The sequence below is a fragment of the Martelella sp. AD-3 genome (assembly GCF_001578105.1).
Taxonomy (GTDB): Bacteria; Pseudomonadota; Alphaproteobacteria; order Rhizobiales; family Rhizobiaceae; genus Martelella.
The window spans coordinates 4,216,924-4,230,579 of sequence record NZ_CP014275.1; the positions used below are offsets into that span (position 1 = coordinate 4,216,924).

General features: G+C 64.3%; 10 protein-coding genes. 4 read left to right on the plus strand and 6 right to left on the minus strand.

Annotated elements, in window-relative coordinates:
- The first annotated feature begins 63 nt into the window (after positions 1-63).
- The 4 genes from AZF01_RS19470 to AZF01_RS19485 are packed head-to-tail and all read left to right on the plus strand — an operon-like array spanning position 64 to position 6,320.
- A complete protein-coding gene (locus AZF01_RS19470) occupies positions 64-1,596 on the plus strand; it encodes a sugar ABC transporter ATP-binding protein (RefSeq protein WP_024709140.1) in 1,533 nt (510 codons plus the stop codon).
- On the plus strand, positions 1,593-2,558 hold the full coding sequence (locus AZF01_RS19475; RefSeq protein ID WP_024709141.1) for an ABC transporter permease: 966 nt from the start codon (positions 1,593-1,595) through the stop codon (positions 2,556-2,558). Before AZF01_RS19470 ends, AZF01_RS19475 begins: the two co-directional genes overlap by 4 nt.
- Positions 2,559-2,588: 30 nt before the next feature.
- Complete coding sequence (locus AZF01_RS19480; protein ID WP_024709142.1) at positions 2,589-4,658, plus strand: hydantoinase/oxoprolinase family protein; 2,070 nt, start codon at positions 2,589-2,591, stop codon at positions 4,656-4,658.
- 3 nt (positions 4,659-4,661) lie between these two features.
- Positions 4,662-6,320 carry a hydantoinase B/oxoprolinase family protein gene (locus AZF01_RS19485; RefSeq protein WP_061449825.1) on the plus strand — a complete coding sequence of 553 codons (1,659 nt, stop codon included), beginning with the start codon at positions 4,662-4,664 and terminating at the stop codon, positions 6,318-6,320.
- A 125-nt stretch (positions 6,321-6,445) separates the two neighbouring features.
- On the opposite strand, the gene AZF01_RS19490 is transcribed toward AZF01_RS19485, so the two are convergent.
- The 6 genes from AZF01_RS19490 to AZF01_RS19515 form a co-directional block, all read right to left on the minus strand.
- Complete coding sequence (locus tag AZF01_RS19490; RefSeq protein WP_024707385.1) at positions 6,446-7,975, minus strand: aldehyde dehydrogenase (NADP(+)); 1,530 nt, start codon at positions 7,973-7,975, stop codon at positions 6,446-6,448.
- Between the two features lie 75 nt (positions 7,976-8,050).
- Positions 8,051-9,190 (minus strand): Xaa-Pro peptidase family protein, encoded by a 1,140-nt coding sequence (locus AZF01_RS19495; protein WP_024707386.1) that lies wholly within the window; start codon positions 9,188-9,190, stop codon positions 8,051-8,053.
- A 164-nt stretch (positions 9,191-9,354) separates the two neighbouring features.
- A complete protein-coding gene (locus AZF01_RS19500; RefSeq protein ID WP_024707387.1) occupies positions 9,355-10,614 on the minus strand; it encodes an FAD-binding oxidoreductase in 1,260 nt (419 codons plus the stop codon).
- Positions 10,615-10,774: 160 nt separating this feature from the next.
- Entirely contained in the window at positions 10,775-11,491 is a 717-nt protein-coding gene (locus AZF01_RS19505; protein ID WP_024707388.1) for a GntR family transcriptional regulator, read from the minus strand.
- 367 nt (positions 11,492-11,858) lie between these two features.
- Positions 11,859-12,635: an ATP-binding cassette domain-containing protein gene (locus AZF01_RS19510; RefSeq protein WP_024707389.1), complete on the minus strand. Its 777-nt coding sequence runs from the start codon at positions 12,633-12,635 to the stop codon at positions 11,859-11,861.
- A gap of 11 nt (positions 12,636-12,646) precedes the next feature.
- Entirely contained in the window at positions 12,647-13,618 is a 972-nt protein-coding gene (locus tag AZF01_RS19515; RefSeq protein ID WP_024707390.1) for an ABC transporter permease, read from the minus strand.
- Positions 13,619-13,656: the final 38 nt, after the last annotated feature.

Below are 13,656 nucleotides of genomic sequence, written 5' to 3' on the forward strand. Positions count from 1 at the left end.
GGCTTCACGCCGCGCGTCCTGCCGGCATTCCGGCACGGCGCGCCGAAGATCGAAAGGAAAGCCATGACCGATACCGCCATCCGGCTTCGGGGCGTCGCCAAGAGTTTTGGCGGAATGCGCATCCTGGACGACATCAGTATCGACATCAAAAAGGGATCGGTTCACGCGCTCGTCGGTGAAAACGGCGCGGGCAAATCCTCCGTCGGCAAGATTGTCGGCGGCTATTATTCGGCAGATGAAGGCACGGTCGAGGTCTTCGGCGACACCGTCACCCGGTTTTCGCCGCGCGACGCGCTTCGCCGAGGCATCGCGATGATCCATCAGGAACTTCAACTCGTTCCGGAACTCACCGTGCTGGAAAACGTGTTCCTGGGCCTGGAGAGCAATACCGCCGGCTTTCTGCGCAAGGGCGATCTTGATCGCTTCCACGCGTTGGAAGAGACCTGCGATTTCGGCCTCAACCCGAATAGCCGGATCGCCGACATGCGGATCGCCGAGCGCCAGAAGGTCGAGATCATGCGGGCGATTGCCCGCGATGCGCGGGTGATCATCATGGACGAGCCGACGTCCTCGCTGACGGAGGACGAGGCCGAGCGCCTGCACCAGCTGATCGCCCGGCTGAAGGCGCGCGGTGTCACCGTGATCTATGTGAGCCATTTTCTCGACCATATCCTCGCCAATTGCGACCGGGTGACGATCATGCGCGACGGCAGGGTGATCCGTACCGACGCCATCGCCGGCGAAACCAAGGACAGCCTCATCGGCTCCATGCTGGGCGAGGCTTCCGAGATCATCTGGCCCGATTTGCCGCCGCGCCCCCGGAGACAGGCAACACCGGTGGTCGAGATGGAGAATGTCGCCACGGATACCGGCCTTTCCGATATCTCCCTGAAGATTTTCCCCGGCGAGATCGTCGGCCTGATCGGCCTCGTCGGCTCCGGCCGTTCGGAGGTTGCGCGCGCGCTGTTTGGCGCCGATCCGATCGTCTCCGGCCGCTATGCCATCCGGGGCGTTACGCAGAACCGCCGGCTCAAGATCCCGCGCGCCATCGCGCAAGGGCTGGCCTTTGTGCCCGAGGACCGCCGCAAGCAGGGCCTTGTCCTGACCCAGACGACCCGCCCCAACATCTCGCTCGCCACCCTCGGCACCATCTCGCGTCACGGCTTCATCAACCACAGGCTCGAGCGCAGGCGGGCGCGCAGGATGATCGACCATTTCGGCATCGTGCCCTCCGCCATCGACGGCGAGGTCGCCTTTTACTCCGGCGGCAACCAGCAGAAGGTGCTGCTGTCGAAATGGGCGGTGGAAAAACCCCGCCTGCTGATCCTCGACGAACCGAGCCGCGGCGTCGACATCGGCGCCCGGCAGAGCATCCACGAATTCATCATCGAAATGGCCGAAAACGGCGTGGCCGTGCTTCTGATCTCCTCCGAACTCGAGGAGGTCATCAACCTGTCCCATCGCGGCTATCTGATGAGCGACGGCCGCATCTTCGCGGAGACCGACTGCCGGGACACCACGGTCGACGAGGCATTGCACCGCATCTTTGAAGAACAAGGCGCCGTCTCCCGCGGCAAGGAGGTCACCCAATCATGAGCGACGTTCAGACACCTGCCCGGCGTTTTTCCATCACGCCCGGGGACTTCGCCCGCGAATACGGCGTTCTCACCATCATCGTCATTCTGATGATCGGCCTCAGCCTGATTTCCGACAGTTTCCTGACGGCACGGAACCTGCTCAACATTCTCAACCAGTCGGCGCCGCTCGCCATCATCGCCTGCGCGCTCACCCTGGTCATCATCGGCGGCGGGTTCGACCTGTCGACCGGCGCGATCTTCGGCGTGGCCTCGGTCGCGGCCGGCTGGATCGCCGTTCACGTCGACCCCTATACCGCGATTGTCGCCGGGCCGCTGATCGGGCTTGCGCTCGGCACGCTGAACGGCGCGATCATCACCGGCTTTGGCGTGCATTCCTTCCTTGTGACGCTCGCCACCAGCCTCGTCTATCGCGGCATCGCCATCCTGATCACCGGCGGCGCGCTGATCCCGGTCCGGATCGCGGAATTTTCCTGGATCGGCCGTGGCCGTATCGGCATGGTCAACATCGCCGTGATCGTGCTGATCATCTTCATGGTGATCTTCATGGTGCTGCTCAACCGCACCACATTCGGCCGTCGCGTCTTCGCCGTCGGCGGCAATGAAGAGGCCGCGATCCTGTCGGGCATCCGCACCAATCTGATCAAGATCGTCACCTTCTCGCTTTCGGGCATGGCCGCAGGTCTCGCCGGCGTCATTGCGGTGTCGCGCATCTCCATGGCGTCCCCGCAGGCCGGCATAGGCATGGAGTTCGAGGCGATCGCGGCGGTGATCCTCGGCGGAACGTCGATCATGGGCGGTTCGGGCGCAATCTGGCGCTCGGTCGCGGGCGTGCTGTTGATGGCGCTGATTGGCAACGGCTTCAACATTCTCAACGTGAACCCCTTCTTCAAGGACCTCACCACCGGCGTGATCATCGTCGTCGCGGTCGCGCTGGCCGCATCGGGCCGGCGCAGCCGCTGACATCCTTCATGCATTGAACAGAGACTTCCCATGACTGAGAAAATCACGCGCGTCTCGACCGATGTCGGCGGCACCTTCACCGACCTCGTCTATTTCGAGACCGACCTTGAAACCGGCGTCCAGACCGTGCGCACGGAAAAATCCGACACCACGCCGCCGGATTTCGAAAAGGGCGTTCTCAACGTTCTGGAAAAGGCGAAGGTCGATGTCGGCTCGGTCGATTTCTTCGCCCACGGCACCACCGTCGTCATCAACGCGCTGACGGAACGCAAGGGCGCCAAGGTCGGGTTGATCACCACAAAGGGCTTCCGCGATTCCATCGAGATCGGTCGCGGCAACCGGCCGGATTTCTTCAATCTCAGATACAGGAAGCCGGCCCCCTTCGTGGAGCGTTACCTCCGCCGCGAGATCGTCGAGCGGATGGATTATCACGGCAACGAGGTCACGCCGCTGGACCTCGCCTCGCTCGACGAGACGCTGGCGCTGTTCCGCGCCGAGGGCATAGAAGCCATCGCCATCAGCCTGCTGCACGCCTATGCCAACCCGGACCACGAAGCCCGCCTGAAGGCCGAGGTCGAGGCGCGCTGGCCCGAGGTGACGGTGGTCGCCTCGCACCAGATCACCCGCGAATGGCGCGAATATGAGCGCACCAACACCGCCATCCTCTCGGCATATGTCCAGCCGAAGGCCCAGCGTTATCTGGAGAAGCTGGAGGCCGGTTTGACCGGCAAGGGCTATGCCGGCCAGCTTTTCATCATGCAGTCGAATTGCGGCGTCGATTCCCTCGACGCGATCAAGGCCGTGCCGATCACCATGGTCGAAAGCGGCCCGGCCTCCGGTTTCTGGGGCGCGGCCGAGCTTGGCCGGATCATCGGCGAACCGAACATCCTGGCGCTCGACATCGGCGGCACCACCGCCAAGTGCTCGCTGATCGAAAACAACCAGGTCACGATCAAGACCGACTACTGGATCGAGCGCGACGGCAAATCCGCCGGCTATCCGATCATGGTGCCGGTGGTCGATCTGGTCGAGATCGGCAATGGCGGCGGGTCGATCGCATGGGTCGACGATTTCGGCAAGCTGCATGTCGGCCCGCATTCGGCCGGCTCCACGCCCGGCCCCGCCGCCTATGGGCGCGGCGGCGAGGACGCGACGACAACCGACGCCAATCTCGCGCTCGGGCGGATCAACAAGGATTATTTCTGCGGCGGCTCGGTCGAGGCGGATATTCCGGCGCTGGAAAACGCGCTCGGAAAACTGGCCGAACGCATGGGCAATGCGCCGGAAGACGTCGCGCGCGGCATCATCCGCATCGCCAATTCCAACATGGTCAACGCGCTGAAACTGGTCTCCGTCAATCGCGGTTATGACCCGCGCGACTTCACCCTGGTGGTGTTCGGCGGCGGCGGGCCGATGCATGGCGTGGCGCTTGGCCAGGAACTGGGTGTGAAAAAGGTTGTCGTGCCGCGCGGCGCGCCGGTGTTCTCCGCCTGGGGCATGATGATGTCGGATCTGCGTCGCGACTATTTCGTCACCCGCCTGATGGACAGCACGGACCGCGCGGGTCTCGATGACCTGCTCGCCCACACCATGGAGCGCGCCCGCGCCGAATATGCCCTCGAGGGTTTCGGCCCCGACAAGGTCTCGCTGAAGCCGCTGGTGCGCTGCCGCTACCAGAACCAGGAATTCGCCGTCGAAGTGCCGGTGCCCGCCGGGCCCGTGACCGATGAAACCCTGACGAAGATGGTCTCGGAGTTCCACGAGATCTATGAGCGCGAATATACCTATCGGCTTGCCGCCGGCGTCGAGATCATCGGCCTGCATCTGGTCGCCGCCGCCGAGGTCGGCAAGCTCGAACTGGTGGCGCTGCCGAAGACCGGCGCGAAACTGGAAGACGCGGTGAAGGGCAGGCGCATGGTCGACTACGCCACCGAGGGCCGGCACGAGGCCACCATCTATGACAGCACGAAATTCGAGCCCGGCATGCGTTTTACCGGACCGGCGGTGATCGAGGATCCGGGCACGACCATCGTTGTCCATCCCGGCAACCGCGTCTTCATCGACGATTTCGGCAACACGCATATCGAGACGAGGGGCTGATCCATGACCGACAAGACCTTTGATCCCGTCACCTTCGACATCATCCAGAACGCGCTGGAAGCGATCGCCGATGAGATGTTCTACGCCCAGGTGAAGACCTCGATGAGCGCGATCATCTACGAGGTGCTCGACCTCTCGACCTCGATCCTCAACCCTCAAGGCGAGATCGCCGCGTCCGGCGCTGGCATTCCGGCCTTCATCGGCGTGCTGGACAAGGCGATTGCCGGCATTCTCGCCAAATTCCCGCTCGAGGATATTCGCGAAGGCGATGTCTTCGCCTCAAACGACCCCTATTTCGGCGGCGTCACCCATCTCAACGACATGGTGCTGGCAGCGCCTGTCTTCCACGAGGGCGTCATGGTTGCCTGGGTCGCCAATATCGCCCACTGGAACGATGTCGGCGGCAATGTGCCCGGTTCGATGTCGGCCGAGGCCACGGAAATCTTCCAGGAAGGCATCCGCATTCCGGCGGTGAAACTGTTCACCGCGGGCGTCGAAAACCATGCGGTCTTCGATATTCTCAAGGTCAACTCCCGTCTGCCGGATTACCTGAACGGCGATCTGTGGGCCGCGATCGCGGGTCTGCGCATCGGCGAGCGCCGGGTGCTGGAACTGGTCGCGAAATACGGCGCGGACACGTTTGCGGCCGCCGTCACCGACTATATGGACCTTGGCGAACGCCGCGCCCGGGCGGCGCTCGCGAACATCCCCGAAGGCAGCTACAGCTTTGCCGAGGAGCAGGACAGCGGCGTGGTCCACAAGGTCACGCTGACGGTGACCGCCGACGAATTCATCGTCGACCTGACCGACAACCCGGCCCAGTCCGGCTCGCTCAACTGCTCGCGCGAGGGCACGGAGATCGCCGTGCAGCTCGCCTTCAAGGATTTCACCGATGCCGACGCGCCCGGCAATGGCGGTTTCTTCCGACCACTACGCGTGGTGACGAAGCCGGGCACGATCTATCATGTCGAGGCGCCCGGCGCGCTCGGCTATTATGCCGAGGTCGAAATCCGGCTGTTCGACATGCTGCTGCGGGCCATGGCCGAACATTTCCCGGGCTCCGTGCCGGCCGGCAATTTCGCCTCGATCTGCGGCACCAATATCGGCGGTCCGCATCCCGATACCGGCCGCCACTACACCATCGTCGAGCCGCAGGTCGGCGGCTGGGGCGCGTGGGAAGGCTCCGACGGCGTGTCGGGCCAGTTCTCCGGCTTCCACGGCGAGACCTTCAATTGCCCGGCCGAAGTCGCCGAGGCCCGCTACGGGCTGGGGATCGAGCAGGTGGCGCTGAATTCCGAACCCGGCGGCGAAGGCCAGTGGCGCGGCGGCAAGGGCATCGAGGTGCATTACCGCGTTCGCGCCGACGACAACTTCCTCTCGGTCGGCTACACCCGCTCGCGCATGCCGCCCTGGGGCGCATCGGGCGGACTGGACGGTTCGGTCAACTATGTCGAGGTGATGCGCCGCGACGGCAGCCGCGACCGCCACGCCTTCACCACCAATCTCACGGTCAACGAGGGTGACATCATCCGCGTCGTCACCGGCAATGGCGGCGGCTATGGCGACCCGAAATTGCGCAGCCGCGCCGATATCGAGCGCGACCTGAAGAACGAGTATCTCACGCCCGAACGCGCCAAGGAAATCTACGGCTACGACGCCTGACCGGACCGGTTCGCGCGCCCTACCCGCTACCGAAACGGTTCGTCCATATTCTGGACGAGCCGTTTTGCTATGAAAAGACCAACCTTGGCCCTTCGACGCGCGGAAGCATGGCCTGGTTTTCCCGATCAGTCTCGGTTGCGCAGGGCCGCCGGAAGCAGGTCCGCCGGCATATCCTGATAGGAAACCGGGCGCAGGAAGCGGTCGATCGCGAGCGTGCCGACCGAGGTCGAGCGCGCGTCCGAGGTCGCCGGGTACGGCCCGCCATGGACCATGGCCGGAGAGACCTCGACGCCGGTGCCAAACCCGTTGACGAGCAGGCGACCGGCCAGCATTTCCAGCTTCGGCATCAGCTTCTTCGCCGCCGGATAGTCGGCTTCGGCGATGTGCAGCGCCACCGTCAACTGGCCTTCGATGCCGTCGACCACGATTTCGAGTTCCGCCAGATCGCGGCATCTGACGATCAGACCCGCCCCGCCGAAGACTTCGTCATGCAGGCTCTTGTCGGCAAGGAAGGACGCGGCGGTCGTTTCAAAAAGGGCTGCCTGGCCGTGAAACTCGTCGCCTTCCTGCCCTTCAGCCAACTGCGTCACATCGCTGTGGCCAACCAGTTTTGCCACACCTTCGCGGTAGGCCTTGCAGATGCCGGAAGTCAGCATCGTCTGCGCCGGTATTGCCTTCAGCGCCTCGACGGCGCTTGCCTTGAAGGCCTCAAGTCCCTCGCCTTCGACGGCGAGGATCAGCCCGGGATTGGTGCAGAACTGGCCGGCGCCGAGCGTCAGCGATGCGGCAAAACCCGCACCGATCTTGCCGCCGCGCGCCTTCAGCGCTTCGGGAAACAGCAGGACCGGGTTGATGGCGCTCATCTCTGCATAAACCGGGATCGGCATTTTACGTTTTGCGGCGATGTCGACCAGCGCCAGTCCGCCCCGGCGCGAGCCGGTGAAGCCGACGGCGCGGATCAGCGGATGGACGACCAGCGCGGCTCCGACCTCATAGCCGGTATCGTGCAGCATCGAGACCGTGCCCTCCGGCATGCCGCTATCGATCACCGCCTGCTGCAAGGCGCGGGCGACCAGTTCCGAGGTGCCGGGATGGGCCGGATGGGCCTTGACCACGACCGGGCAGCCGGCGGCGAGCGCCGAGGCGGTGTCGCCGCCGGCGACCGAAAAGGCGAGCGGAAAATTCGATGCCCCGAAGACGGCAACCGGGCCGAGGCCGAGCTTGCGCAGTCTGAGATCGGGCTTGGGCGGCGTGCGCGCCGCATCGGCGGGGTCGAAACGCAGATCCTGAAACGCGCCTTCGCGCACAACGCCGGCGAAGAGACGCAACTGGTTGACTGTGCGCATGCGCTCGCCTTCAAGCCGCGCACGAGGCAGGCCGCTTTCGGCCATGGCGCGCTCGATCAGAAGATCGCCGATCTCCAGGATGTTCTCGGCCGCCTTTTCCAGAAATGCGGCCCGCTCCTCCAGCGCCGTTTCACGATAGATGGTGAAGGCCTGCCACGCGAGCCGTGCCGCTTGGTCGAGGTCGGCGGCGCTGGCGCCGCCGAACGCGCCGGAAAGCGCCTTTCCGGTGGCCGCTTCCACAGCCGTCAGCGTGCCGTTTTCGCCCATGCGGGTCTGGTTGCCGATCAGCAATTCACCGGTGATCTTCATTGGCGCATCCTCAAAATGGTTTGCCTGTTGTTGTTAATTCGCGTCTGCGCGTATGCGGGGGAATGCGCACAGGCCTCAGGCAAAGGGCTCTGTCGGGCTTTTGCCTGGCTTCGTGAACCAGACCGGGCCGCTCTCGCCCATGTGGATAATGTCCTCGAGCCGCACGCCGAAGGCCTTCGGCACGACGATCATCGGTTCGTTGGAAAAGCACATACCCGGTTCAAGCGGCGTGGCGTTGCCGCGCACGATGAACGGCGCTTCGTGGATATCCATGCCGAGCCCGTGCCCTGCCCGGTGCGGCAGGCCGGGCAGGCGATAGTCGGGGCCGAGACCATGGGCGGCGATCACGCGCCGCGCCGCCTCGTCGAGAACTTCCGCCGGGACGCCCGGCCTCGCGGCATCGAAAACGGCCTGCTGCGCCTCGCGTTCGATGCCCCATATCCGGGCGAACTCGGCCGACGGCTCGGCCTTCACATAGGTGCGCGTCATGTCCGACTGGTAGCCGCCGACAATGGTGCCGGTGTCGACCAGGATGATATCGCCCTCGGCATAGGTCTGGTCTTGATCGACGCCATGCGGCAGCGCGGTTGCCGCGCCGAAGGAGCAGATCGCAAAGGTGCTGCCGGAACCGCACAGCGCGCGGTGGGTCTCGTCGATGAAGCGCACGACCTCGGAGGCGCGGATGCCCGGCTCGATCAGTGCGTGGACGCGCTTGTGCACTGCGAGCGTCGCATCCATCGCATATTGCATCAGCGCGATCTCGGCCGGCGATTTCACCGCGCGCAATGCGGAAATCATCGGCCCGCCGTCTGTCAGCCGTTCGGGCGCGAACTGCCGGGTGAGCGCCGAATAGGCAGAAAACGGCAACGCATCGTCCAGCGCCAGCGTCCGGCCCTGACCCGCGAGCTTTGCAACGAGCGCCGCCGGGTCTTCGTGCTCTTCCCACGCGGCGATATCGCCGTCGATCCGCTCAAGCGTCTCGATCTTCGAAACCTCGAAAGCCGGAGCGATATAGATCAGGCGATCGGCGGTGATTAGCGCGCCGACCAGACGTTCGCTCGGATGCCAGACAAGCCCGGTGAAATAGGCAAGGCTGGTGGTCGAGCCCAGCAGCAGGACATCGGCGCCGGCGTCCTGCATCGCCGCGCGCAGTCGCGTAATCCGGCCCTTTCGTTCGTCTTGGCTGATTGGTGCGGGACGGTTTTCGGCGGTCATGGCAGCGGTCTCTCCATCTTGCCCGATCGCGGACCGGGCGCTTGCATTCGTCAAAACCGCCTACCACATTTGTCGTCAGTTTGTCGACAGGAAGGTCGGATGAACTTTTTGGCCCCAAAACTGCATCGCCCGATCGGGGATGTGACTGCCCCCGAAGAACCGCGCTAGCGGCCGGAAAACCGATCGAAGCGCAGGTGTTCGAGGTTCACGGACGGTTTCTGCTGCGCGGCCAGTTCCGCAATCAGGCGGCCCGTCGCCGCTGATTGGGTCAAGCCCAGGTGGCCGTGACCGAAGGCATAAAGCACGTTCGGCGCGGCCTTCGAACGGTCGATCACCGGCAGGCAGTCTGGCATGGAGGGGCGAAACCCCATCCACCGCTCGCCGCCCTCGGTCTCAAGCCCGGGCATAAACCGCTTTGCAAGCCTCAGCAGCATGTCGGCGCGTTTGAAATTGGCGGGCAGGTCGAGACCGCCGAACTCCACGGCGCCGCCGACGCGGATGCCGGACGAGAGCGGCGTGACGACGAAGGAATGGTCGTTGAAATAGAGCTGGCGGCGCAACGGGAAGGCCGTCGCCGGCAAGGTGGTGTTGTAGCCGCGCTCGGTATCGAGCGGCACCGTCTCGCCGAGGCTTTTCGCCAGCTGTTTCGACCACGCGCCGCAGGCGACGACGACGGTGCGGGCATCCATTGTCCCGCCATCGGCAAGACGGATGCATGCGCCCGCCCCGGTCGGCTCTATGGCGACAGCTTCTCCGATCGCAATCGTGGCGCCATCTTCGAGCAGGCTTTCGGCGAGCGCGCGGGTAAAGCCGGCCGGATCGGCAACCTGCAGCCCGTCATCGCTGTAGATCGCATGCTCGAACCGGGATGCGAGACCGGGCTGAAGCGTCTCGATCTCCCGCCGGCCGACGCGATGGAAATCGAAACCCGCCGCGCGCTTTCTTTCCCAGTCGGGCGCTGCGGCCAGAAAGCTCTTTTCGCTGTCGTAGAGGTCGAGCGTGCCGGTATTGACGACAAACGCGGCCAGGCGCTCGTCCTTGCGAACTGCATCAAACTCGGCGGCGGCCAATCGCATCAACGCTGCCTGAACCGTGAGCCCGCGTTCGAAGTTTCTCTTGGAACTCGCCCGCCAGAAATGCCAGAACCAAGGCGCGAGCCGTGCCGCATAGCCCGGGCGGATGGTGAGCGGCCCCAGCGGATCGAGGAGCCACCCCGGCGCTTTCCATGTGATCCCCGGCGAGGGGATCGGCACGATCTCGGGGAATGCGAGGATGCCGGCGTTGCCCGCGCTGCTTCCCGCGGCAATCGCGCTGCGTTCCAGGATGGTGACCCTTCGCCCGGCCTCAACCAGATAACGTGCGGCCATGCATCCGACGATGCCGCCGCCAATGACAACGGCGTCTGCGCCACTCTCGTCCTTCATCGCGATCTCCTTGTTCCGCAGCGTCTGAAGGCCTGTCGCAGCGGCCCTGCAGCGCCCGTCCGACTGCCCCTTTCCCCCGTCGGCAAAGCCTTCCGGTTTCGAAGCGCCGGGTCGTTGTTTCGGCTGCGATGATTTTCGTCGACGTGGCCCTGCGCCATTTTCAGTCCAGCGGGAAGGCGCTGGCCTGATCGGTCTCGCGCGCCAGATAGTCCTGTATCTGACGCACGATCTGTCCGGCATGGGCGATCGCCAGCCGATCGGCCCTTTCGGCATCCCCGGCCTTGATCGCCGCAATGATATCCTCGTGTTCATTGACGTATTGGCGCGGAAGCCGGTCTTCGAAGGTGGAATAGTAGAGCCTGAGGACACGGCGCCCCTCGTCAAGCAGACGGGAGAAGAAGCCGGTGTAGTAGGCGTTGCCCGCAAGTTCGGCGATGGCGACGTGAAACTCGCGATTGGCCTCGATCATGGCAAAGGCGTCGCGAGCCTCCACAGCGGCGACGAACGCATCCTGCCGCTCGCGGATGTCCTCCATCACTGTCGGCGCATGCGGGCCGCGCGCGGCGGCCCCCCTGGCGGTGATCCGGTACATCAGCGTCAACGCCTCGAAATAATGGGGCATCTCGGCGAAATTGATGGCCGATACGATGGTGTTGCGATTGGGCAGCGTGGTCACCAGCGCGTCGCTGGCAAGCCTGAGCAAGGCCTCGCGCACCGGCGTGCGCGACATGCCGAACCGTTCCGACAGCCGGACCTCGTCCAGTGGGCTGCCCGGCGTCAGTTCCATTGCCAGAATTTCTCGGCGCAGCGTTTCATAGACCGTCTGGGTTCCCGATCCGCGCGTCCTCGCCTTTGCCGTCTCTTCCGTCGCCGCCATCGCCGCTTGTTCTCCGGGTCTCCACACGCAGGCGCGTGGACCATAGAGCATGTCCGCACTCCTTGAATCGCAAACACGCTCTAACCTTTTGTTTTTTCGCGCGTCCGGACGGAAAACCGGTCTCCACTTTTCCTGGACGCGCTCCAACATCCGTGCAGCAGGCCCGGCCTGAGCCTGCCAGAGCCCTGCAGGACCCGAACATACGTTGCCGACGGCCAGTTGTCGACAGTTTGTGCTCAGAAAAACAAGCTGTTTGGCGCTCGTCAGCGCGGTCACGCCCGCGTTTGCTCGACCGTCCTCGTCGCGGAGGAACGGCTGACGGGAAGGGATGACGGCACGGTCACGGGGATCAGATCAACCGTTGCCGTCAGTCGACCTGTTCGAGATCGTCCTCAAGCTCGGCCATGTCATCGCCGCCGGCCATCAGGTTCAGCACTTCCTCGCGGGTCTTCTCGCCGCGTTTGAAATCGGCCGCAACCTCGCCCTGGATCAGAACGCAGAACTCGTCGCCGACGGCCATGGCATGGCGGGCATTATGGGTGATGAAGACGATGCCGGCGCCGTTCTCGCGCGCGATCCGCATCATCTTGAGCACCATCGAGGCTTCCTTGACGCCAAGCGCCGAGGTCGGCTCGTCGAGGATCAGCATCTTGGCGCCGAAATACATGGCGCGGCCGATCGCCAGCACCTGTCGCTCGCCGCCCGACATGGTGCCGACCAGCTGGTCGCCGCTTTTCACCCGCGTCAGCCCGAAGGCCTGCATCTGCTCGACCGCGACACGATTGGCCAGCGCGCTGTCGAATCGGCGCAGCGGCCAGTTGCCAGTCACGGGTTCCGCGCCGAGAAAGAAATTGCGGCCAACGCTCATCAGCGGGATCGAGCCGACATCCTGGTGCACGGTGGCAATGCCGCGCTTGCGCGCCTCGCGCGGTCCGGAAAACCGCGTCTCGCGGCCCTCGAAGATCAGCGCCCCGGAGGACGGCTGGTGATAGCCCGAGAGCACCTTGATCAGCGTCGACTTGCCCGCGCCATTATCGCCCAGAAGGCAGAGGATCTTGCCGGGCTCGACCGTCATCGAGACCTTCTTCAACGCATGGGTGGTGCCGAAATACTTGTCGACGTCGCGCAGTTCCATCAGGGACATCAACCCCTCCCTCAGCGTGAGGCCAGCGCGAGCCGGCGGATATAGTTGTTGGCAAGAACGGCGATGGCGAGCAGGCCGCCAAGGAAAAGCTGGATCCAGTCGGTGTTCCAGCCGGTATAGAAGATGCCGGTCGAAATCACGCCAAAGAGCGCCGTGCCGAGCACGATGCCCAGCACCGACCCATAGCCGCCGGTCAAAAGAATGCCGCCGATGACGACGACGATCGGCGCCTGGAACACATAGCCCATGCCATAGGTCGCATTGCCGGAATTCCACTGGATGCCCTGCAGGATGCCGACAAGGGCGGCGGCAAATCCCGTCGCCACGAAGAGCGTGATCTTGACGCGCTCGACGGGAACGCCCGCGCCGCGCGCGGCATTGAGATTGCCGCCGGTGGCATAGATCCAGTTGCCGAACACGGTTTTCGACAGCAGCCAGTAGCCGGCAAGGGCTGCCAGCGCCCACCAGAGAATTGCGATATTGGCCTGGCCCCAGCGGGCGGCGAAGACGAACTTCGCGCTGTCGGAGGCAATGATGGAACTGGAGGTGACATTGGCGATCAGCCTTGAGAAACCCATTGTCGCGCCGATGACGATAAAATTGGTGGCGAGCGTGACGATGAAGGAAGGCAGATTGGTCTTGACCACGGCAAGCCCGTTGCAAAGCCCGATCACCATGCCGGCGACAAGCGCGATCCCGATCATCGGCCAGATCGGCAGGCCGAGCTGATTGGTGCCGAGCGCGACGATCATCGAGGCGGCCCCGACCGTGGAGCCGATCGACAGGTCGAACTCGCCGGAAATCATCAACAGGCCGACCGGAATGGCGACAATGCCGAGTTCGGCCGCGAGGTTCAGCCAGCCGGCTGTGCCGTTGATCGAAACGAAGCCGGCGCCGGAGGTGGCGACGGCGAAAAACAGATAGGTGAGGATGAAGGCGGCGAGCGCGCCTGTCTCCGGCCGTCGGATCACGGACTTGATCACGTCATTGCTCCAGTCTTGGCGTCTTTTTGCGGCATGTC

What these genes read in the sequence shown, in the direction of transcription:
- AZF01_RS19470 (WP_024709140.1), top strand. Translation starts at nt 64, where the DNA reads ATGACCGATACCGCCATCCGGCTTCGGGGCGTCGCCAAGAGTTTTGGC.
- AZF01_RS19480 (WP_024709142.1), top strand. Translation starts at nt 2,589, where the DNA reads ATGACTGAGAAAATCACGCGCGTCTCGACCGATGTCGGCGGCACCTTC.
- AZF01_RS19490 (WP_024707385.1), bottom strand. Translation starts at nt 7,975, where the DNA reads ATGAAGATCACCGGTGAATTGCTGATCGGCAACCAGACCCGCATGGGC.
- AZF01_RS19485 (WP_061449825.1), top strand. Translation starts at nt 4,662, where the DNA reads ATGACCGACAAGACCTTTGATCCCGTCACCTTCGACATCATCCAGAAC.
- AZF01_RS19510 (WP_024707389.1), bottom strand. Translation starts at nt 12,635, where the DNA reads ATGTCCCTGATGGAACTGCGCGACGTCGACAAGTATTTCGGCACCACC.
- AZF01_RS19500 (WP_024707387.1), bottom strand. Translation starts at nt 10,614, where the DNA reads ATGAAGGACGAGAGTGGCGCAGACGCCGTTGTCATTGGCGGCGGCATC.
- AZF01_RS19475 (WP_024709141.1), top strand. Translation starts at nt 1,593, where the DNA reads ATGAGCGACGTTCAGACACCTGCCCGGCGTTTTTCCATCACGCCCGGG.
- AZF01_RS19495 (WP_024707386.1), bottom strand. Translation starts at nt 9,190, where the DNA reads ATGACCGCCGAAAACCGTCCCGCACCAATCAGCCAAGACGAACGAAAG.
- AZF01_RS19505 (WP_024707388.1), bottom strand. Translation starts at nt 11,491, where the DNA reads ATGGCGGCGACGGAAGAGACGGCAAAGGCGAGGACGCGCGGATCGGGA.